At 69.7% G+C, this 20,612-nt stretch carries 19 protein-coding genes and 1 riboswitch; of the genes, 5 read left to right on the top strand and 14 right to left on the bottom strand.

The window, feature by feature from the left end:
- Positions 1 to 91: 91 nt before the first annotated feature.
- From TU31_RS01465 to TU31_RS01445, 5 genes are all read right to left on the bottom strand, one after another.
- On the bottom strand, positions 92 to 1,273 hold the full coding sequence (locus TU31_RS01465) for a S8 family serine peptidase (protein ID WP_042147642.1): 1,182 nt from the start codon (positions 1,271 to 1,273) through the stop codon (positions 92 to 94).
- A 115-nt stretch (positions 1,274 to 1,388) separates the two neighbouring features.
- Positions 1,389 to 2,789, bottom strand: coding sequence for a hypothetical protein (locus tag TU31_RS01460; protein ID WP_245698371.1), 1,401 nt, complete (start codon positions 2,787 to 2,789; stop codon positions 1,389 to 1,391).
- 69 nt (positions 2,790 to 2,858) lie between these two features.
- Positions 2,859 to 3,170 carry a hypothetical protein gene (locus TU31_RS01455; protein WP_042147634.1) on the bottom strand — a complete coding sequence of 104 codons (312 nt, stop codon included), beginning with the start codon at positions 3,168 to 3,170 and terminating at the stop codon, positions 2,859 to 2,861.
- Positions 3,171 to 3,386: 216 nt separating this feature from the next.
- Positions 3,387 to 4,742, bottom strand: coding sequence for a metallophosphoesterase (locus TU31_RS01450; protein ID WP_042147631.1), 1,356 nt, complete (start codon positions 4,740 to 4,742; stop codon positions 3,387 to 3,389).
- Between the two features lie 22 nt (positions 4,743 to 4,764).
- Positions 4,765 to 5,052, bottom strand: a complete 288-nt coding sequence (locus TU31_RS01445; RefSeq protein ID WP_042147628.1) for an SCO4848 family membrane protein — start codon at positions 5,050 to 5,052, stop codon at positions 4,765 to 4,767.
- A 10-nt stretch (positions 5,053 to 5,062) separates the two neighbouring features.
- On the opposite strand from TU31_RS01445, the gene TU31_RS01440 reads away from it, so the two are divergent.
- A complete protein-coding gene (locus TU31_RS01440) occupies positions 5,063 to 6,478 on the top strand; it encodes a D-alanyl-D-alanine carboxypeptidase family protein (protein ID WP_042147624.1) in 1,416 nt (471 codons plus the stop codon).
- 57 nt (positions 6,479 to 6,535) lie between these two features.
- Here the strand turns inward: TU31_RS01440 and TU31_RS01435 are convergent, their stop codons facing one another.
- The 3 genes from TU31_RS01435 to trpS form a co-directional block, all read right to left on the bottom strand.
- Entirely contained in the window at positions 6,536 to 7,507 is a 972-nt protein-coding gene (locus tag TU31_RS01435) for a YihY/virulence factor BrkB family protein (protein WP_042147621.1), read from the bottom strand.
- A gap of 194 nt (positions 7,508 to 7,701) precedes the next feature.
- A complete protein-coding gene (locus TU31_RS01430; protein WP_042147618.1) occupies positions 7,702 to 8,286 on the bottom strand; it encodes a 2'-5' RNA ligase family protein in 585 nt (194 codons plus the stop codon).
- Between the two features lie 182 nt (positions 8,287 to 8,468).
- On the bottom strand, positions 8,469 to 9,482 hold the full coding sequence (gene trpS / locus TU31_RS01425) for a tryptophan--tRNA ligase (protein ID WP_042147615.1): 1,014 nt from the start codon (positions 9,480 to 9,482) through the stop codon (positions 8,469 to 8,471).
- Positions 9,483 to 9,620: 138 nt separating this feature from the next.
- On the opposite strand from trpS, the gene TU31_RS01420 reads away from it, so the two are divergent.
- Complete coding sequence (locus tag TU31_RS01420; RefSeq protein WP_042147611.1) at positions 9,621 to 10,934, top strand: cytochrome P450 family protein; 1,314 nt, start codon at positions 9,621 to 9,623, stop codon at positions 10,932 to 10,934.
- Positions 10,935 to 10,999: 65 nt separating this feature from the next.
- On the opposite strand, the gene glyA is transcribed toward TU31_RS01420, so the two are convergent.
- Positions 11,000 to 12,271 carry a serine hydroxymethyltransferase gene (gene glyA, locus TU31_RS01415; protein WP_042147609.1) on the bottom strand — a complete coding sequence of 424 codons (1,272 nt, stop codon included), beginning with the start codon at positions 12,269 to 12,271 and terminating at the stop codon, positions 11,000 to 11,002.
- A 57-nt stretch (positions 12,272 to 12,328) separates the two neighbouring features.
- Positions 12,329 to 12,420, bottom strand: a riboswitch (ZMP/ZTP riboswitch).
- Positions 12,421 to 12,549: 129 nt separating this feature from the next.
- Here glyA and rocD point away from each other — a divergent pair.
- On the top strand, positions 12,550 to 13,755 hold the full coding sequence (rocD, locus tag TU31_RS01410; RefSeq protein WP_042147607.1) for an ornithine--oxo-acid transaminase: 1,206 nt from the start codon (positions 12,550 to 12,552) through the stop codon (positions 13,753 to 13,755).
- 98 nt (positions 13,756 to 13,853) lie between these two features.
- On the opposite strand, the gene TU31_RS01405 is transcribed toward rocD, so the two are convergent.
- Positions 13,854 to 15,194 (bottom strand): NsdA family TPR-like regulatory protein, encoded by a 1,341-nt coding sequence (locus TU31_RS01405; RefSeq protein WP_078885499.1) that lies wholly within the window; start codon positions 15,192 to 15,194, stop codon positions 13,854 to 13,856.
- A 191-nt stretch (positions 15,195 to 15,385) separates the two neighbouring features.
- Here TU31_RS01405 and TU31_RS01400 point away from each other — a divergent pair, with 191 nt between their 5' ends.
- Together TU31_RS01400 and TU31_RS38440 are read left to right on the top strand one after the other, a co-directional pair.
- The gene (locus TU31_RS01400; RefSeq protein ID WP_042147603.1) at positions 15,386 to 15,745 is read left to right on the top strand and encodes a hypothetical protein; all 360 of its coding nucleotides are present in this window, start codon (positions 15,386 to 15,388) and stop codon (positions 15,743 to 15,745) included.
- A gap of 439 nt (positions 15,746 to 16,184) precedes the next feature.
- Positions 16,185 to 16,727 (top strand): hypothetical protein, encoded by a 543-nt coding sequence (locus tag TU31_RS38440; protein ID WP_158894212.1) that lies wholly within the window; start codon positions 16,185 to 16,187, stop codon positions 16,725 to 16,727.
- A gap of 44 nt (positions 16,728 to 16,771) precedes the next feature.
- Here TU31_RS38440 and TU31_RS36365 read toward each other — a convergent pair whose 3' ends face one another.
- The 4 genes from TU31_RS36365 to TU31_RS01380 form a co-directional block, all read right to left on the bottom strand.
- Positions 16,772 to 17,053 (bottom strand): DUF6332 family protein, encoded by a 282-nt coding sequence (locus TU31_RS36365; protein WP_078885497.1) that lies wholly within the window; start codon positions 17,051 to 17,053, stop codon positions 16,772 to 16,774.
- Positions 17,054 to 17,165: 112 nt separating this feature from the next.
- Positions 17,166 to 18,356, bottom strand: a complete 1,191-nt coding sequence (locus tag TU31_RS01390; RefSeq protein WP_042147596.1) for a glutathionylspermidine synthase family protein — start codon at positions 18,354 to 18,356, stop codon at positions 17,166 to 17,168.
- Between the two features lie 16 nt (positions 18,357 to 18,372).
- Complete coding sequence (locus tag TU31_RS01385; RefSeq protein ID WP_042147594.1) at positions 18,373 to 18,780, bottom strand: hypothetical protein; 408 nt, start codon at positions 18,778 to 18,780, stop codon at positions 18,373 to 18,375.
- 292 nt (positions 18,781 to 19,072) lie between these two features.
- A partial coding sequence (locus TU31_RS01380; RefSeq protein ID WP_181018509.1) for a beta strand repeat-containing protein occupies positions 19,073 to 20,612 on the bottom strand: 1,540 nt, incomplete at its 5' end.

Genomic DNA, 20,612 nt, shown 5'->3' with positions numbered 1-20,612 from the left:
GCGCCGAAGCCTGCGAGCCGTGGACCACGGCCTTCTCCTTCCGATCCGGCCACGACCGGCCGAACGGGGTCTTCGCGGTGTGGGCTGGGGGTCAGCTCCAGGTCTGACCGGCGGCGCTCTTACGGCGACGGGACTTCAGGACGATGGTGACGACGGCCCCGATGACCACCAGAGCGCCGACGCCGATGCCGCCGTAGAGCAGGGCCCTGTTCAACATCTCCTTGCCGCCCATCGGCGGGTCGGCGTCCTGCGCGCCGGCGTCCAGTTGCGAGGACGCCTTGCCCTTCGGCATCGGCAGGGGGCCCTCCTTGGCGCCCGCGGGGATGTTCTTCCGCAGGGCGGGGCCGGGCTGGATGAAGCCGTAGCCGTAGTGCGCGTCCGGGAGCTTGAGGCCCTTCTGGTCCTGGGGCAGACCGGCCGTCTTCACCAGACGGTTGGCGATCTGGCCGGGAGTGAGGGAGGGGTACTTCTCCTTGAGAAGGGCGGCTGCGGCGGAGACGTAGGCGGTCGAACCCGAGTTGCCGTTCTCGGTGTGGTAGCTCGAGTCGCTCTTGCCCGTCGCGGCTGGGATCTTCACCCCGGGCGCGAGCAGGTCCATGTCGGAGTTGTAGTTGTTGAACTCGGCCGATTTCCCGTACTCATCGACCGCGCCGACACCGATCACCCCTGGGCAGCCCACCGGATAGTTTTTATCGGTCGCAGACTCATTACCCATACCGGCCACCACCACGGCGCCCTTGGAAATCGCGTAATGGATGGAATCGCACGTGTCAGCGGAACGACTCTCGGTATAGGACATGTTGATGACGTCAGCACCGTGGTCGGCGGCCCAGCGCGTGGCCAGCCCGGAGTTCTTGTACTCCGGAACAGGAAGGATTTTGGCGTCGGGCGCCAGTCCCTTGACGCCCTCGGAGCCCCCCGGACCGTGGCCGTGGCCCGCGATGATCGCTGCCATGCCGGTGCCGTGGTCAAGGACGTTCTCACCCGGCTTGAGGTGTTTGGCCCCTTCCTCCTGGGTCGCCTTCCCGAAGTCCGGCCCGGGAAGGAACTGTCCCTTCAGGTCTTGATGGGTCTGCCGAAATCCGGTGTCGAGCACGGCCACTGTCACACCCTTACCGGTGGCCTCCTTCCACAGCTGCTCGGCCCCGAACGCCTCCAACGGCCACAGATCCTTGCGTGTTTGATCTGCGGAGGCGGTACCGCTCGCGGTGATGAGCAGCGCGCCGGTCAGCGCGGCACCCACCGTCGCACGCAGTGTTCGGGTGACCCTCATGCTTGGCTCCTTCTCGCTGTGCTGTCCGGCGGCAGTGTTCCATCAGAAGAGAAGGCCCCGCACCCTCGGGCGCGGGGCCACTCCTTACCAGCCGCCGTATGACGGCGCCGGCGTCCTACTCGATGACTCGGGGCGCCACATTACGTTCCGGCGTCCACGTCTCTTCGTCCTCGACCAGGTAGTCGGGGCGCTGACCAGTGGTGCGCTCCTTCTCCTTCTTGTCCTTGCCCTTGGCTCCGGCAGCACCCATAGCTGCCTGGTTGCCGCCACGGCTGCGGTGCAGACCCGCACCGCCCTGCTTGGCGCCGCCGGCCGGGCCACCCGGCTTGCCGACCAAGCCGCCACGTGTACGCGCCTGCGCACCGCCGCGTCCGGCCGCGGCCGCCTTGCCGCCCTTGGCTCCGCCTGCGCCGCCCGCACCCGGCATGCCACTACGCAGACCGCCGGCACCCGGCGCACCGCGGCCGCCACCGGACCGCATACCCCCGGGCATGCCGAAGGGGCCAGGAGGCATCCCGCCGCCCGGACCGCCGACCACGCCATGCCCGCCGCCGGACGGTATTCCGCTGTGTCCGCCGGAGGCCGTGGGCGGATTCATGATGCCGCCCTGCACGCTGTCGAGTCCGGTCTGGACCGGGAGTTCCGGACGGCTGACCTTGGGACCGTCGAAACCGGGCGGAACCGCTCCGCCGCCCGCGCCATTGGGCTGGTGCGGTGTGACCGACGACGGATCCGGGTGGTACCTGTCGGCCGTGTCAGGCATCCGTACCGCAGGCGGGTGCGGGGTGTTCGAGGGCTCCTTCGGCCAGTCGCCGTGGAGGCCGTCGTCGCCGTCATCAACCCAGATCTCCGCGCGCCCCGAGTAGTGAGACGCCAGCTCATCCATCACGATGACCGCCTCGACCTGGCGCTCCTTCGTCAAGGACAGCTTGTCCCGGTTGAGCTCCAGCGCCTGGCGGGCGTCCATCTTCGGGTTCGCCATGTCCCGATGGAACTGGGCGTCGTCGCCGCTCTCGTCCTTGAAGCGATCCCACTTGCCCGGGTCGTGGATCTTCGACATGGCGGTCATGGCCTCGCGCAGGTTGTGAGCGAGGCCGACTTGCGGGCCCGACTCACGCGAGCCGATCAGCGACGCCTCGGCCTTCCGGGCGTGCTGATACGTCCTGTCGATTTTGCCGAGCACCTTGATGGCTTCCTTGCGGAACGCCTCGGCGGCCGAGCCCTCCCAGTGCGCCGTCGCGTGATCGACGGCATCCATGAACTTCTTGCGGACGCCACCGTGTCCGTCCTGCCCACCGAGCAGATCGGCGGACTTGCGCCAGTGGTCGCCGGCGGCCTCGAGCGTCTCCGGCTTGGCGTTCTCGATCATCTGCCGGAGCTCGTTGATGCCGTGGTGATGAAAGTCGGAAGGAGAGTGCGGGGTCAAGCGCTCGCCCTTGAAGGACTTCAGCTTGTTCGCCCGATCTTCCTCGTCCCGCTGCTTCTCAACCGTCTTGGCGCTCTCGCGCTCCTCCATGGCGCTAACCACAGCGACCCCCGTTCATCGTCATCCCTCTCGTCCTCATCCCTGCGTCGCCGTGGAAGGTCAGCCGTTCATCGAGACCTTGGTCTCGTGATCCTGGTCCTCATAGGCACCGCGGCTCGCCTCTGTCTTCTCGCCGAACTTGTGGGTGAGGTCCTGGAGTGCCTTGACGACGTCCTTCAGGTACGTCTGCATGCGGTCATGGGCCTTGGAGACTTCCTCCGCTTCACCGAAGTTGATCCCGAACGCCGACTTCGGAATGTTCGTGCCGTACTCGACGTTCTGGCCGGTTTCATTCATGTCGTGCTGAAGGTGCCGAAGCTGACGTACGACGCCGTCCAGCTCGTCCAGATCAACCTTGAAGTGCTTGCCCATGACGCTCTCCCCGTTCCCCGCTCGTCCCCCTCGCGCGCCCGCACAGCCGTCACGGTAAGGACAACGTAAAGTCAATAAATTCTAGGGAGTTGCACCCCTGTGTTGCAAGATCGAAAGTCGGGATCTGTCCGATTTAGCGCAGGATTGTGCCGCACTTTGTAGAGGGGTTGTTACCTTCACGGCGCAACCCCTCCGCGCGGTGATCAGCGTAGCGATCTAGGCGCGCAGGGAGGCGAGTTCGACCACGGTGACGTCGGGCGGTGCGCCGAGGCGTACCGGTGGGCCCCAGGTGCCTGCGCCGCGGGAGACGTAGAGCTGGGTGTCGCCGTAGCGCTCCAGGCCGGCGATGGTGGGGTTGGTGGCGTCGGCGATGTAGGTGAAGGGCCACATCTGGCCGCCGTGGGTGTGGCCGGAGAGCTGGAGGTCCACGCCGTATCGGACGGTGTCGTGGATGGTGACCGGCTGGTGCGCCATCAGGACCACGGCGCGGGCGGGGTCCCGGTCGCCGAGGGCCTGGTCGTAGTCGGGGCCGGCGTGTTCGGTCTGGCCCGCTACGTCGTTGATGCCGGCGAGGTCGAAGCCGGGGAGTTCGGTGCGCGCGTTCTCCAGCGGGTGGATGCCCAACTCCCGTACGTGGTCGACCCATTGGTCGGCGCCGGAGTAGTACTCGTGGTTTCCCGTGACGAAGAACGCGCCGTGCCGGGACCGCAGTTCGCGCAGTGGCTCGGCGGCCGGGGCGAGGTCGGTGACGTTGCCGTCGACCAGGTCACCGACGATGGCGATCAGGTCGGGGTGGGTGCGGTTGATGGTCTCGACGACGCGCCGGGTGTGGGCGCGGCCGAGGACCGGGCCGAGATGGATATCGCTGACGACGGCGATCCGGAAGCCGTGGGCGGTGCGCGGCAGTTTGGCCAGGGGGATCGTGACGCGCTTGACCACGGGGCCGCGGAGGGTGGTGGCGGTGCCGTAGCCGACAGCGCCCGCGGCGGCAAGGGAGGCGCCGGCGGCGACCGCCCGCGCGAGGAAGAGGCGGCGGGGCGGGGTGGCCACCGGCGGCAGGGCGGGGGTGCGGGGCGGGAGGAGCGTGGGGGTCGAGGAAGGGGAGGGGGTGGGGGATGGAGCGGGGGATGGAGTGGAGGACGGCTTGGGGGGCAGTTCCGCGGAAAAGGCAGGGGGCGGGTCGGGGGACGGGGGTGGGGGCTGGGGGACGGGCCCGTGGGCCGGGCCGGTGGGTGAGGGGGTGCGTTGCGTGGACTCACGGTCGGGGAGTGCCCGTAGCGCGATCGCCCGGACCACTTCCCCCACCAGCAGCGCGAGTGTGAGATAGAGCACCAGGGCCAGCCAGAGATAGCCGGGCCAGGCCAGTGCCTGCTGGAGGGGGAAGGGGGCGCCGCCGCGGCCGGCCAGCAGGGCGGCGAGGGTGGTCAGGGGGAGGACGAAGGCGGCGACGGTGCCCGTACGGCGGGGCCGGCTGCCGGGGGTGGTGGTGTCACGGACGAGTCGGCACCACAGATAGCGGTGCACGCCGAAGAACAGTCCGAGGACCGGGACCACGATCAGCGCGAAGATCACGGCGTCTCCCCGTGCCTGTGATTCAGGAGGCGGACGAGGAGGAGGAAGGCGGCTCGGGCGTGCGGTGCGCGGCCTCGCGGCGCAAGGCCCGTACACCACGGAACCCGATCACCCCGATCACCGTCCCCAAAAGAAAGGAAGCCACCGCGAGCAGCAGATGGACCCAGAAGTAGGCGGTCGGGTCACCCGCGTCGTCGAAGGCGAGACCGCTCCCGTCCTTCCAGAGGTTTTTGACGAAAGTGATCCAGATGAACCAGCTCCACACCCCGAAGGCGAGCAGGAACCAGGACACGGGGCGCGAGAGCTTCATACGTCCCAGTATGGGCAGCGGCTCCATCCGGCGGTCGGCAGGGGCACTCTTCCGTGGGGTGCTGTCGGCGTCCCGGGCAAAGCCGGGTACGTTCACCGACGTGCCGACGACCTTCTGTGCTCCCACGGCTTCCACCGACCCGACCGCCCCGAATGCCTCGGCCACGACCGGCAACGCCGGACGTGCGGCGCGACACGGCTTCCCCCTGCGCACCGTCGCCGCACTGGCCTCCTCCGGGCTGCTGGCCACCCCGCTCCTGGCCGGCACCGCCCACGCCGACCCCAAGGCGCCCAAGCCGCCGGCGAAGATGTCGCAGATCGGCGGGGACCGGCTGGGTACGCCCGGCGTCCAGGTGGCCCTGAGGCCCGGCGCGCCGAAGCTCCCGGGCCCGGACACCCTCACCGCCCGTTCGTGGATCGTGTCGGACGCCGAGTCCGGCAAGGTGCTGGCCGCCAAGAACGCCCACTGGCAGCTGGCGCCGGCCAGCACGCTGAAGATGCTGTTCGCCGACACGGTCCTGCCGAAGTTCCCCAAGGACCAGAAGCACACGGTCAAGCCCGCCGACCTCGCGGGGATGGGCGCCGGCAGCAGCCTCGTCGGGATAAGGGAGAACCTGAGCTATACGGTCCACGACCTGTGGCTGGGGGTCTTCCTGCGGTCCGGCAACGACGCGGTGCACACGCTGTCGGCGATGAACGGCGGGACCAAGGCCACCGTCACGCAGATGCAGCGGCACGCGAAGGAGCTCAACGCCCGCGACACGCATGTGGTGACCCCGGACGGCTATGACGCGCCGGGCCAGGTCTCCAGCGCGTACGACCTGAGCCTGTTCGCCCGGTCGGGGCTCCAGAACGCCGACTTCCGCGAGTACTGCTCGACGGCCAGTGCGCAGTTCCCCGGCGACAAGGGCAAGGACGGCAAGCGGGCGACGTTCGGCATCCAGAACACCAACCGGCTGCTGAGCGGCGATTACGACATCAAGCCGTATCCGGGCATCGCGGGGGTGAAGAACGGCTCGACGACGAACGCCGGGTCGACGTTCACCGGCGTCGCCCAGCGCGGCGACCGCAAGCTCCTGGTCACGGTCATGAACCCGGAGAAGAAGGAGCACAACGAGGCCTACCGGGAGGCCGCCAAGCTGCTCGACTGGGGCTTCGCGGCGGCCGACAAGGTGGAGCCGGTCGGCCGGCTCGTCGGCCCCCGGAGCGAGGACGACGGCACCGGCGCGGTGAGTGCCAAGGGCAAGGGCAAGAACGGGGACCGGAGCGCCCAGGCCGCGCTGGACGGTGCCGGCGCCAAGAGCGGCGCCTGGACGGCGCTGGGCCTCACCACCGGGGCGCTGGCGCTGCTCGGCGTCGTGGCGTTCGCCGTGCACCGCCGCTGGCCGCTGCCGGAGCTGGTACGAGGGCGTCGGCCCCGCAAGTGACCGCCGGCGGGCGGGAGCTGGGACGGGGAGGAGGCGGGGCCGGGGCCACGGCTACGGCTAGGCAGCCCGGGGCCGGTGTTGGCCGTCTTCCCCCTCCGGCTCGTCCGGCCCGTCCGACCCCTCCGGCCCCTGCTGCCCGTCCGGCCCCTCCGGCACCTTGAGCTCCTCGCCCTCCCCGTGCCGCTCCCCGTCCGTGGCCGTCCAGGAAGCGCAGTAGACGAGCAGCTTCGCGGTGAAGTTGATCCACAGCAGCAGGGCGACCGGGGTGCCGAAGGCGCCGTACATGCTGCGCGAGGCGACGCCCTGGAGATAGCCGCTGAGCAGCAGCTTCAGCAGCTCGAAGCCGATCGCGCCGAGCAGGCCGGCGACGACGACGGCGCGCCGCGGCGGATGGACGCCGGGCAGCCTGGTCAGTATGTAGGCGAGCAGCAGGAAGTCCGCGAGGACGGCGATGACGAATCCGGCGACGGAGAGCAGCACACTGCCGATGCCGCCCTCCGGGAGGCCGGTCGCCTCCGCCACCTTGCCCACCGCGGCGGACGCGAACGTCGAACAGGCCAGGGAGAGCACGGCGACGCCACCCACGCCGAGCAGCAGCGCGCCGTCCCGGAGCTTGCCGAGGAAGAAGTTGATGTCCTCGTCGGGCTTCTCCCATACGGCGCGCAGGCAGTCGCGCAGCGATTCGACCCAGCCGATGCCGGTCAGCAGCAGCGCGGCACCGGCCACCAGGCCGACGGTGGTCGCGTGGTCGACGAGTCCGGCGATGTCGAGCCGGTCCGAGAGGCCGGGGAGCTGCTCGGCGAGCTTGTTCTCCAGCGAGTGCAGCCGGGCGTCGCTGAGCAGCGCGGCGCCGATCGCGGCGGCGACGGTGAGCAGCGGGAAGAGCGCGACGAAGCTGGTGAAGGTGATCGCGGCGGAGAGCCTGGTCCAGTGCACCCGGAGCATGCGTTCGTAGGCGCGCCAGAGGTGTGTGGTCATCAGCCGGCGGACGGCCGGTCCGATGACCGGGAGTGTGCTCAACCAGTTCATGGCAGTCCCCTCGTGCCCGGTCGGCCGCCGGGTCGGGCAGGGGTTGGCGGCCGGCGCTCCGGGTGTTCCGGCGGTTCCGGCAGTCCCGGAACACTAGCGTCCGGGTACCCCGGAAACGCGCACGCTCATACGTGCCGTACAGGCCATCGCGGGCCGGGGCGGGCGGGTGCGCACCCCGCGGCGGGCGGCGGCCGTCAGCAGGAGGGCGCCGGCGGGCGGGAGAGATCGGCGGCCTGGCGGGGGACGGCGGCCGTCTGGGGCCCGAAGGGGTACTCCCGCTCCAGGCGCCACACCTCGTCCGCGCCCTGCTCGTAGAGCGCGAAGCCGCCGATGGTCCAGGTCGCGGTGAAGTCCCGGAGCCCGGCCTGGGCGCGGTCCATGGCCTCTTCGGTGATGCCGTGGGCGATGGTCACATGCGGGTGGTACGGGAACTGGAGCTCGCGGGCGCAGGGACCGGAGGCGGCGCGGATCCGGGCCTGGAGGGCGGTGCAGCCCGCGACCCCGTCGGTGACCTGGACGTAGACGACCGGGGAGAGCGGGCGGAAGGTCCCGGTGCCTTCCAGGCGGAGCGGGAAGGGGCGGCAGCCGGCCGCGACCTCGGCGAGGTGGCGTTCGATGCCGGGCAGCGCCTCGGCACGTACCTCCGTCGGCGGGAGCAGGGTGATATGCGTGGGGATGCCGGGTGCGGCAGGGTCCCCGAAGCTCTCGCGCTTCCGCTGGAGGAAGCTGCCGTAAGGCTCCGGGACCGCGATCGAAACGCCCAGCGTTACGGTCCCCACTGCGTTCTCCCTCCTGACGTGTGTGCGGCGCGCTCGCGCACCCTCTTAGTGTGCCGGGTGCGCGCCCATATCGGGGAGCGCCCTCGGTCCTGTTGCGAGCGGACAAGGGGCCCACGGGCGGGGCCCCCTGGCTCGGCGGGGTCCGCACGGCCGGCCGTGGCCGGCCGCGCGAGGGGGTGGCGTCAGTGCTTGGCCGGCAGGAATCCGAGCCGGTCATAGGTGGTGGCGAGGGTCTCGGCGGCTACCGCGCGGGCCTTCTCCGCACCCTTGGCCAGGATCGCGTCCAGCGTCTCGGGGTCGTCCAGATATTCCTGCGTACGGTCCCGGAACGGTGTGACGAAATCGACCATCACCTCGGCGAGGTCGGTCTTGAGGGCGCCGTACATCTTGCCCTCGTACTTCTGCTCCAGCTCCGGGATCGAGAGGCCGGTGAGGGTGGAGTAGATGGTGAGGAGGTTGGAGACGCCGGGCTTGTTCTCGGCGTCGTAACGGATCACCGTGTCGGTGTCCGTGACCGCGCTCTTGACCTTCTTCGCGGAGACCTTCGGCTCGTCCAGGAGGTTGATCAGGCCCTTGGGGCTGGCGGCCGACTTGCTCATCTTGGCCGACGGGTCCTGGAGATCGTAGATCTTCGCCGTCTCCTTGAGGATGTACGGCGCCGGCATCGTGAAGGTGTCGCCGTAGCGGCTGTTGAAGCGCTCGGCGAGGTCGCGGGTCAGCTCGATGTGCTGGCGCTGGTCCTCGCCGACCGGGACCTGGTGGGCCTGGTAGAGCAGGATGTCGGCGATCTGGAGGATCGGGTACGTGAACAGGCCGACGGAGGTGCGGTCGGCGCCCTGCTTGGCGGACTTGTCCTTGAACTGGGTCATACGGGACGCCTCGCCGAAGCCGGTGAGGCAGTTCATGACCCAGCCGAGCTGGGCGTGCTCGGGCACATGGCTCTGGACGAAGAGCGTGCAGCGCTCCGGGTCGAGACCGGCGGCCAGCAGTTGGGCGGCCGCGATCCGGGTGTTGCTGCGCAGCTCCGCCGGGTCCTGCGGAACGGTGATCGCATGCAGGTCGACCACCATGTAGAAGGCGTCGTGGGACTCCTGGAGCGCCACCCACTGGCGTACCGCACCGAGGTAATTGCCGAGGTGGAAGGAGCCGGCGGTGGGCTGAATGCCGGAGAGCACACGTGGACGCTGGAGAGCCATGCCTCGATTGTCTCAGGTCGGGGAGGGGAGTCGGCGCGTGGTGGCCCATGCGGCGACGGGACCCGTCGGCCCTCGGCGCCGCGGCGCCTGTTCGCGGCGGTCTGTTCGGGGCGGGCGACAGCTGGAATCGTGGGTCGGATGACGGACGGACAGCCGATCTCCGGGGACGCCCGCCTCCCCGGCCCCGCGCCCCTCACCCCGCCCGGCACCTCCTGCCCCGCACACCCCCGCGGCGCGGCGCCGCACCGGCTCGCCCCCGGCGGTGCCGGCCGGGCCGCGGCCGACGCGCTGCTGCGGGAGGCCGGAGCGGTGGTCCCCGTCGTCCTGCCCGGGGAGGTGCCCGCGGTCGCCGTCACCCACCACGCGGTGCTGCGGGAGGTCCTCGCGCACCCCGAAGTCGCCAAGAGCGCCTGCCATTTCACGGCCCTGCACGACGGCACCGTGCCGCCCGGCTGGCCGCTCACCACCTTCGCCACCGTCGACGGGATGACCACGGCCGACGGCGCGGACCACCGGCGGCTGCGCGGCCTGGTGACCAAGGTGTTCACCGCCCGGCGGGTGTCGGCCCTGCGGCCCCGGGTCGTGGCGCTGACGGCCGGGCTGCTGGACCGGTTGCCGGGCGTCGCCGCGGCCGACGGCACGGTGGAGCTGCGCCGGCACTTCGCCTATCCGCTGCCGATGAGCGTGATCTGCGAACTGCTGGGCGTGGAGGCCGCGTTACGCGACCGGCTGCACGAGCTGTCGAATTTGATCGTGGGCACGACCGGTACGGCGGCCGAGGTGCAGGCGGCCAACCGGGAGATCACGGCCGTCCTCGGGCAGGTCGCCGAGGCCCGGCGGGCGGACCCCGGCGACGATCTGACCAGCGCGCTGATCGCCGCCCAGGAGGAGGACGGCGACCGGCTGAGCGCACGCGAGCTGGTCGGCACCCTGCTGCTGATGATCATCGCCGGGCATGAGACCACGCTCAATCTGATCACCAACGCGGTGCGGGCCCTGTGCACCGACCGCGAGCAGCTGGAGCTGGTCCGGGCCGGGCGGGCGACCTGGGACGACGTGGTCGAGGAGACGCTGCGCCACGACAGCCCGGTCGCCCACTTCCCGTTCCGCTACCCGGTCCGGGACCTGGAGCTCGGCGGCACGGTCGTACCGCGTGGCACCCCGATGCTGGCCTCCTACTCGGCGGCCGGCCGGGACCCGGAGGCGTACGGGCCCGACGCGGACCGCTTCGATGTCACCCGGCGGCCCGCCACCCGGCACCTCTCCTTCGGCCACGGGCCGCACTACTGCCTGGGCGCGCCACTGGCCCGACTGGAGGCGACCGTGGCCCTGGAGGCGCTCTTCACCCGCTATCCGGCGCTGGACCTCGCCGTCCCGGACGCGGAGCTGCCGCCGCACCGGAGCTTCATCGGCAACAGCACCGACATCCTGCCGGTCCGGCTCACCGGCTGAGCGCGGCCGGTGAGCCGGTCGGGGTGCGGGACGGGGCGCCGGACGGGGCGCCGTTACGCGCCCGTTCAGGCCGTCGGCAGCCCCGGCGCCGGGTAGGCGGCCATCAGCTCCGCGACCTCACCACGGATCACCGTCAGCGCGTCCTCGTCGCCCTTCGCCGCCGCCTGGACGCCGCGGTCGATCCACTCGGCGACCAGCGGCATCCGGTCCGTGCCCAGCCCGCGGGAGGTGAGGGACGGGGTGCCGATGCGGATGCCGGAGGGGTCGAAGGGCTTACGCGGGTCGAAGGGGACGGTGTTGTAGTTGACGACGATGCCGGCGCGGTCCAGCGCCTTCGCGGCGACCTTGCCGGGGACCTCCTTCGAGGTGAGGTCGATCAGCACCAGGTGGTTGTCGGTGCCGCCGGAGACCAGGTCGTAGCCGCGGGCCAGCAGCGCCTCGGCGAGCGCCTTGGCGTTGGCGACGACGGCATGCGCGTAGTCGCGGAAGGACGGGGCGGCCGCCTCGCGCAGCGCCACCGCGATGGCGGCGGTGGTGTGGTTGTGCGGGCCGCCCTGAAGGCCGGGGAAGACGGCCTTGTCGACGGCCTTCGCGTGGCTCGCCCGGGACATCAGCATCGCGCCGCGCGGGCCGCGCAGGGTCTTGTGGGTGGTGGTGGAGATGACGTCCGCGTGCGGCACGGGCGAGGGGTGGGCGCCGCCCGCGATCAGGCCGGCGATATGCGCGATATCGGCGACGAGGACGGCATCGACCTCGCGGGCGATCTCGCCGAAGGCGGCGAAGTCGATGGTGCGGGGGACGGCGGTGCCGCCACAGAAGATGATCTTCGGGCGTTCCTTGCGGGCGAGGTCGCGCACCTCGTCGAAGTCGATCAGCGCGCTTTCCGGGCGTACGCCGTACTGCACCCCGCGGAACCACGTACCGGTCGCGGAGACGCCCCAGCCGTGCGTGAGGTGGCCGCCCATCGGCAGCGCCATGCCCAGCACGGTGTCGCCGGGCTCGGCGAAGGCGAGGTAGGCGGCGAGGTTGGCGGGCGAGCCGGAGTAGGGCTGGACGTTGGCGTGCTCCACGCCGAAGACGGCCTTGGCGCGCTCGACGGCCAGCGTTTCGACCTGGTCGATGTTCTGCTGGCCTTCGTAGTAGCGACGGCCCGCGTACCCCTCGCTGTACTTGTTCTGAAGGACGGTGCCGGTGGCTTCCAGGACGGCGGCGGAGACGTAGTTCTCGCTGGGGATCAGCCGCAGCGTGTCGGCCTGGAGCTGCTCCTCGGCGCCGACCAGCGCGGCCAGTTCGGGGTCGGCGGCGCTCAGCGCGGGATGCGAAAGGGACTGGGACATGCGGGGCTGTGACATGGCGTCCTCCGGGGCGGTCGATCGGTGTTGCCGGTCGTGGTCCCGGGGTGCCCAGGCGGGGCGGCACCTCGTGATGGTTGCCGCACACCGCTTCCTCGAGGTTGCTTCCCCGTACGCCAGTCGCGGTGCGCATCGCAGAGTCTAAAACACCCCCGGGCCCCTGTCCGGCGGATCCTCGCAGGCCCACGGCCCCGGGCGGGCGCAACAATGGAGAGGGACGCGGCAGTGCCCGCGCCCGCACGGCCTACCGAACGGAGTCACCGGTGACGTCCACGGAACGCGGCATCGCGGCCGCCGAAGCCCACAGCGCGCACAACTACCACCCGCTGCCCGTCGTCGTGGCCACCGCCGAGGGCGCCTGGGTGACGGATGTCGAGGGCCGCCGATACCTGGACATGCTCGCCGGGTACTCCGCCCTGAACTTCGGGCACGGCAACCGCCGGCTGCTCGACGCGGCGAAGGCACAGCTGGAGCGGGTCACGCTCACCTCGCGCGCCTTCCATCACGACCGTTTCGCGGACTTCTGCACACAGCTGGCCGAGCTGTGCGGCATGGAACTCGTCCTGCCGATGAACACCGGCGCCGAGGCCGTCGAGACGGCGGTGAAGACGGCCCGTAAATGGGGCTACAAGGTCAAGGGCGTCCCGGACGGCCGGGCGAAGATCATCGTGGCGGACAACAACTTCCACGGCCGGACGACCACGATCGTCTCCTTCTCCACCGACCCCGAGGCGCGCGCCGACTTCGGCCCGTACACCCCCGGCTTCGAGATCGTCCCGTACGGCGATCTCGACGCGCTGGAGGCCGCCGTCGACGCCGACACGGTCGCGGTGCTGCTGGAGCCGATCCAGGGCGAGGCGGGGGTGCTGGTGCCGCCGCCGGGCTATCTGGCGGGCGTACGGGAGCTGACCCGCAGCCGGAACGTGCTGTTCATCGCCGACGAGATCCAGTCCGGCCTGGGGCGTACGGGCCGGACCTTCGCGTGCGAGCACGAGGGCGTGGTGCCCGACATGTATGTGCTCGGCAAGGCGCTGGGCGGCGGGGTGGTTCCGGTGTCGGCGGTGGTGTCGTCCCGTGAGGTGCTCGGGGTGTACGCGCCGGGCGAGCACGGCTCGACGTTCGGCGGGAACCCGCTCGCCTGCGCGGTGGCGCTGGAGGTCATCGCGATGCTGCGGACCGGTGAATTCCAGCAGCAGGCCATGGAGCTGGGCGAACATCTGCACAGTGAGCTGGGGCTGCTGGTGGGCGGCGGCGCGGTGGACGCGGTGCGCGGCCGCGGACTGTGGGCCGGTGTGGACATCAACCCCTCGCGCGGCACGGGGCGGGAGATCTCCGAGCAGCTGCTGGCCCGCGGGGTGCTGGTCAAGGACACCCATGGCTCGACGATCCGGATCGCGCCCCCGCTGGTCATCAGCAAGGAGGACCTGGACTGGGGGCTCGACCAACTGCGGGGCGTGCTGGAGGGATGAGGCGGGACGCCTGCCGTCCTCCTCAGGATGTCGGCTCCGGCAGGGAACGTTTGATTGTGGGAAGCACCTTGCTCGGCCGCCGTCGCACGCGACAGCCCTCAGGCAGAGAGTGAGGCCGGGGTGACGAGCCGGGCGCGTTCGTGGAGTTCGCGGGCGGCGGGGTTCTTGAGGTGGGGGCGGATGAGTTTGAACATTGTTTGCATGCGCTGATCTGCCCGCCCCGACTGCACCAGAGGGTAATCGTCCAGGGCGAGCTGCCATGTCGCGCATGCTGCTTCGAGGTGGCCGATTTCCAGTTGCCGCTCGGCCAAGGTGGCACGGTGGCGTACGCGAGCGCGACGGTAAACGCTGTAGCGCACCTTGTCCGATTCCTGCATGGCCTTGATGGAGCCGGGAACGTCGCCGAGTTCGTACCGGACCTGGCTGGTGTGGTAATTCAGGGCTGCCGGATCGTACGAGCCGAACGCCTTTCCCCTGGACTCAGCCCTCTCCATGGCCACCTCGGCCTCTCGTAGATACATCAGCGCATTGCTGTGGTCGCCGATTTGCGCGGAGGTGTGCGCCTGCTGCCCGGCAAGGAAGGCTCGCATTCGCGGGCCGGCTTGTGGAGACGCGGCAGCCGCAGCGTCAGCGAGCCGCATTGCCTGCCGGCCGTGCCGTAGGTCAACAGCCTGCACACTCATCCCCCGAAGCGTTGTGCAGTACGTCAAGTGATCCTCTGCCGCTCCGGCAAGTTCCAACGCCTTGAGGTAATACTGTTGCGCAAGGCCGTGAACGCCTTCGTCCACCGCCATGTACCCCGTGAGATAGCACAAATCGGCAGCAGCCGACATCATCGCTTTGCGTACCGGCTCGGAGGCGTCAGCCCGTAGATACGGGGCTACTGTGTTCACCAAGAAAGCCGCTGCCATCGGACGGGCGTGGCGCCCGCCGAATTGGTCGTCCAGTTCTGACACTCGTTCGGTCATGGCAATGACCATGTCGACCTCCGGCATGCCAATGCGCCGGGGGCGAGCACTTCGAACGGCTTCCATCCGTCCCACCACATCCGGCCAATTGGGCACCGTCAGCGCAACGGAAAAGAGCCCTATACCGAGAACACCACGGCGCGAGGGGTCCATATCTCCCCTACCGAGATCGATCAGTCCTTCAACCGTGCCCGGTGGGGCATCGGAGCTATTGGCCGGTGCGGGGAATCCGGCCTCGGCATGCGTAACCGGCCGTCCCAGCTTCCGCGCCAGGGCCTCCACGATCAGCGGTCTGGCCTGCTCCTTCGGCAGGTGTCCCTGACACCACTGATGGGCCGACGGCTCGCGGTACTTGAGCGGGGTTCCTCGCTCGGTGCCGATGCGGTTCACGGCCTGGACGAACTGCCGCAGCGTCCAGCCGGTCTGCCGGTAAAGCCGTTCAAGGTGCCGGTTCGGTTCCCGAGTGCCCACTAGCCCTCAACTCCCCGGTGTGCACGAGCGCTTAAAGCTCTTAAAAGCCGGTTCCACTGCCACCGTACCGCTGGGTGTAGCGGAGCGGTTGCCTAGAGCGAGGAAGGCCCTCCTCGCGAGACGAAGAGGACCCCCGCGACCGTGGTGGACGGCCCGGGGGCGTGGCCCTCAACTACAAGGGAGTTGACGACATGCCCAACGCTACAGCGCGGGTCTTCGTCCGGCTGCTGCCGTGGACCAGCCCGGACGGCAAACCGTGCTTCCTGGCAGGCGACGGGACCGGATATGTCTCCCGCATCGCCGACCAGATGGAGGAGGAGCAGCAGCTCAGTTCGGCCGACGATCTCATCGACGAAGCCCGCCAACTGCTTGCCGCACGGGCGTGGACGCCCGGGGAACTGCACCTGCTGGCCGTTGAATTGACCGCGGCCCTTGCCGATGTCCGCCGGGTGGCCAAGAGCCGGGGCGGGCGCTTGACCGCCCTCGGCCAGGATGCCCCGGACGATGCCGATGGCGAAGGGCCACGGCTTCCGGCGGAGGCGTTCGGATGAAGCAGTCACCTGTCCACGCAATCGGGGCCGTCATAGGCGAGTTCGTCGACCACATGAGGGACGCCGCGTGCCGGGTCGTACACGATTGCGGCCTCCGCCACCGGGACGACGTCGAAGCCATGGCCATCTGAGTCACCGGAACGACAGCCCGCCGACCGCGAAGCCCACTCACCGCAAATCAACTTACAGGGGACGGACCTTGATGACGGCCCTGAGCTGCTCACGCCGTTCCTAAGTTCCGCCACGGCCATTCCGGCCAACCAGAAGTCACACGCCCATAAAGCGCAGGGAACCGGAACCTCCCGTCCCGAATCTGAATCCGGAATATCCTCCACCGCACAGGCGGGAACTGGTGACTCAAAAAAACACCTTGCTGCGCTATCCCGAGTGCGACAGCATGATCCTTCGTTGCTCGACGAGATCATCACAGGGGGAATAGATGAAGATTGCGCGACGCGCCGGGGGAATCATCGCGGGGATTGCTTCGCTCTCACTTTCATTAGGTATAGGGGCAGGCGCGGCATCTGCCGATTCCAACAAGACTCACTCGATCAGCACACGTCAAGCGAGCCGCATGATCGTTGACAGCAGCGAGCGGTCAATCACCAGCGAAGAAGCCGACCGCCTTGTAGCAGAAGGCACCCCGCAGTCCACGTTAATGCGAGGAATCACCGTCTCCGTGAACACTACGGACAGTGGGGCGAAAGGCGGTCGAGGCCACTTCGTCAACCAGGGGGACAAGCCGCTCGCCTGCGACACCCAGGCGGATGGCAAGCGCGTCATCACGTACATCTACTGGAACTCCGGCAACCAAAACCGCTGGTCGACGATCGAAGACACGAACGGCGCAAACGGCGATTGCATGGTCCGCGAGAACGTGGATCTCCCGGAGGGCACCAAGGTCATACTCAAGACCTGCCTGAAGAGTGGAGCCAACGGCGCACTGGAATACTGTGGGATCAACAGGAATGGCGTAGCGTAGCAAAGAGGCGCGGAGCGCTCCATTCACTGGAGCCTCCGCGCCTTTCACTCTGCCACTTTCCTCAGCCGCACAAGCACCGACACCACCCTGTAGACGAAACCCGCCGCCGCAAGCGCCGACGCCATCCCCATCACAGCCGAATTCCACCCTCTACTTAATTCCCAGATGAATGCTGGAGAGGCAACTGCAAAAAATAGCAGTGCGGCAATGATCGCCCCGGTGAAAACGGAATAGACGATCTCCACTGTTACGGTGTCACGTGATGCCTGCCGGGACGAAGCCTCCGAGCTTAGGCCCCCCGTCCCATCTTCATTGGTGAAACGCATACTCACAGTGTTTCACGGTCCTTGGCTGCCCGTACCGGGCAACGCAAACGTTGTCCTCACCGGCCAACATGAGGCACTTCAGTCGCACACCCCGCGACCCGCAACCTCTGATTCAGCGGATCACATGCGGCAAGAACCGCGCGTACTCATCGGTGACCGGCCCCGCCGACTCCCGGATGCCGAGCCCGGCCGCCTCGTCCTCGACGACCCAGGCGCCGAGGACGACGCGGTTGCCGTCGAAGTCCGGCAGCGGGGCCAGCTCCTGGTAGCAGCAGGGGTCGTCGGGCGCCCGCAGTGCCGGTTCGGCGCCCGGCTCGTGCAGGGTGACCCCGGCGCCCTCCCGGCCGAGCAGCGGCTTGGCGACGTAGCCCCGTGTGTGCGCCAGCTCGCGCGGACCGTCGAGGTAGGCGGGCAGCAGGTTCGGGTGGCCGGGGTAGAGCTCCCACAGGATCGCCAGCAGCGCCTTGTTGGAAAGCAGCATCTTCCAGGCGGGTTCGATCCAGAGGGTGGAGCCGGTGCCGCCGCCGTTGTCGAGGGTGTCCAGGACGTACGGGCCGAAGTCGTCGGTGGCCAGCCACTCCCACGGGTAGAGCTTGAAGCAGGCCCGCATGAAGCGCAGCCGCTGGTCGACGAAGCGGCCCGAGAGCCGGTCCCAGCCGATGTCCTCCATGGAGATGGCGACGGTCTCCAGGCCCGCCTGCTGGGCCGTCTCCTCCAGATAGGCGACGGTCATCAGATCCTCGCCGAGCTCGTCGCCCGCGGAGTGCGCGAAGTGCAGCGGTGCGCCGGGCGGCAGCAGCGGGGCCTGCCGCTTCCAAGCCGCCACCAGCCTCTCGTGCAGCGAGTTCCACTGGTCGGCGCCGGGAAAGCGCTCCTCCATCCAGAACCACTGCGGGCTGGCGGCCTCGACCAGCGAGGTCGGGGTGTCGGCGTTGTACTCCAGCATCTTGGCCGGGCCGCTGCCGTCGTAGTGCAGGTCGAACCGCCCGTAGAGGGAGGGCAGTTCCGCGCGGCGGCGCCAGGACTCGGCGATCAGCTCGGCCAGTCGCGGGTCGTCGATGCCGAGGTCGGCGAAGCGGTTCTGGTCGACGAGGTGCGCGGCCGCGGCCAGGCACATGCCGTGCAGCTCCTCGACGACCTCCTCCAGGGCCTCGACCTCGGGGAGGGTGAAGGAGTAGTACGCGCTCTCGTCCCAGTAGGGGCGTAGCGAATCGTCCGGGTAGCGGGTCAGCGGGTAGATCAGGCCCTGCGCCTCGACGGTCTGCTGCCAGCCGGGGCGCGGCTCGATGGTGTGGCGTCGCATACCGTGCCGTGTCCGCTCAGCCGCCGAAGGAGCCGTGCCGGCCGCCGCCGCTGCTGTGCGATCCCGAGCAGCCGAAGCCGCCGCGGTTGACGGCCGTGCTCTTGCTGAACGTGCCGCTGTCGGCGTACGAGCCGCCCTTGTTGCTCGGGTCGTAGTACCACTGGCCGTCGACGCGCTGCTTGCCGCGGCCGGCGCTGCCGTATCCGCCGCTGCTGGAACCGCTGCTTCCGGACGACGAACTGCCGCTCGCCGAGCAGTTCTTGGAGTCGACGATGCGGTAGCCCTTGATGGCGTCGTAGCTGTTGCGGTCGACGCAGCGCTTGTCGGGCTCGGAGCCGCAGGACGTCAGGGCGGCGGCGAGCGTGCCCATGCCTCCCAGGATCACCGTGCTGGACCGCAGCCTCCGGCGTGCCTTCTCGGCCATGATTCACCTTTCCCCCGTGGAACATTTGTCTGAGCACGGACAGCGTAGACGGCGCCCGCGGACCGATGGCAATGCGGTGCGGTCCGCTCCGCGACGAGGCCCCGGGCATCCGCGACGGTCCCGGACGAAGGGGGCGGACGGGCGAGGCGGGCGGCGGTCAGGACCGGACGGCGGCCGGGGACGGCGGCAGCCGGAAGGCGACAGTCGGAAGGCGACAGTCGGAAGGCGACAGTCGGGCGCCGGGCCGCCCTCGGATGAGGACGACCCGGCGCGGCGGGCAGGGAGCGGCGCGTCAGGCGCCGAGGACGGTCTGGGTGTCGGTGTCGGAGGAGCCGGTGAAGTTGGTGTCACCGGCGTAGACGCCCGTGACGGTGTAGGTGCCGGCCGTGGCCAGCGGCGAGCTGGCGGAGGCGACCCCGTCGTTGTCGAGCGTGCCGGTCAGCGTCACGGTGGTCACCCCGTCGGTGACGGTGAAGGTCACCGTGCCGGTCGGGGTTCCACTGCCGGGCGCCACGGGCTGTACGAAGGCCAGGAACGCCACCGTGTCACCGGCGTTGGACGGGTCGGGGAACGAGGTCACGGTCGTGGTGGTCGCGCTCTGGCTGACCGTGTGGATGTCGGTGCCGGTGGAACCGGTGAAGTTGGCGTCTCCGCTGTAAATGGCGAAGACGTTGTGCGGACCGGCTTCGAGGGTGCTGGTGGTGATGGTGGCCACGCCGCCGGAGACGGTGGCGGTCTGCGTCCCGCCTCCCGCACCGTCGATGGTGAAGGTCACCGTTCCGGTCACCGTGCCGGAACCGGGCGCCACCGGGGCGACCGTGGCGGTGATCGTGACCGTCTCCCCGAACACCGACGGGTCGGGCGACGAGGTGACCGTGGTGGTCGTCGACGCCTGGGTCACCGTCTGGGTGTCGGAGCCAGTGGAACCGCTGAAGCCGGCGTCACCGCTGTACGTGGCCGTGACCGGGGAGGTCCCCACCCCCACCGCACTGGTGGTGGCGGTCGCCGTGCCGCCGGACAGGGTGGCGGTCAGCGTCGGGCCACCGGTGACCACGAAGGTCACCGTGCCGGTCGGGGTACCGGTGGCCGGTGCGACCGGAGCAACGACGGCCGTGAAGGTCACCGTCTCCCCGAACACCGACGGGTCCGGAGCCGACGTCACCGTGGTGGTCGTCGCCCCTTGGGTCACGGTGTGGGTGTCCGCGCCCACCGAACCGGTGAAGTTGGCGTCACCGCCGTAGGTCGCCGTGACCGTGTAAGCCCCCGCGGTCACCAGCCCGTTGGTGCTGACGCTGGTGGTGCCGCCGCTGAGGGTGCCGGTCAGCGTCACCGTGGTCACCCCGTCGGTGGCCACGAACGTGACCGTGCCGGTCGGCGTACCCGCACCCGGCCCGACCGGCGTGACGGTCGCGGTGAAGGTCGCCGTCTCCCCCACGACCGACGGGTCCGGCGCCGTGGAGACAGCGGTCGTGGTCGCCGCCTGGCCCACGGTCTGGGTGTCGGTGCCGACCGAGCCGGTGAAGCTTCCGTCGCCGCTGTAGGTCGCCGTGACGGAGTAAGTGCCCGCCGTCACCAGCCCGTTGGTGCTGACACTGGTGGTGCCGCCGCTGAGGGTGCCGGTGAGGGTCACCGTGGTCACCCCGTCCGTCGCGACGAACGTGACCGTGCCGGTGGGCGTACCCGCCCCCGGGGCCACCGGAGCGACCGTCGCGGTGAAGGTCACCGTCTCCCCCACGACCGACGGGTCGGGGGCCGAGGTGACCGTCGTGGTCGTCGACGCCTGGGTCACCGTCTGGGTGTCCGTACCGACCGACGACGAGAAGTTCGCGTCG

This window comes from Streptomyces lydicamycinicus, from assembly GCF_000829715.2.
Taxonomy (GTDB): Bacteria; Actinomycetota; Actinomycetes; order Streptomycetales; family Streptomycetaceae; genus Streptomyces; species Streptomyces lydicamycinicus.
The sequence above is the reverse complement of the archived record's forward strand: the minus strand, read 5'-3'. Positions and strand labels throughout refer to the sequence as shown.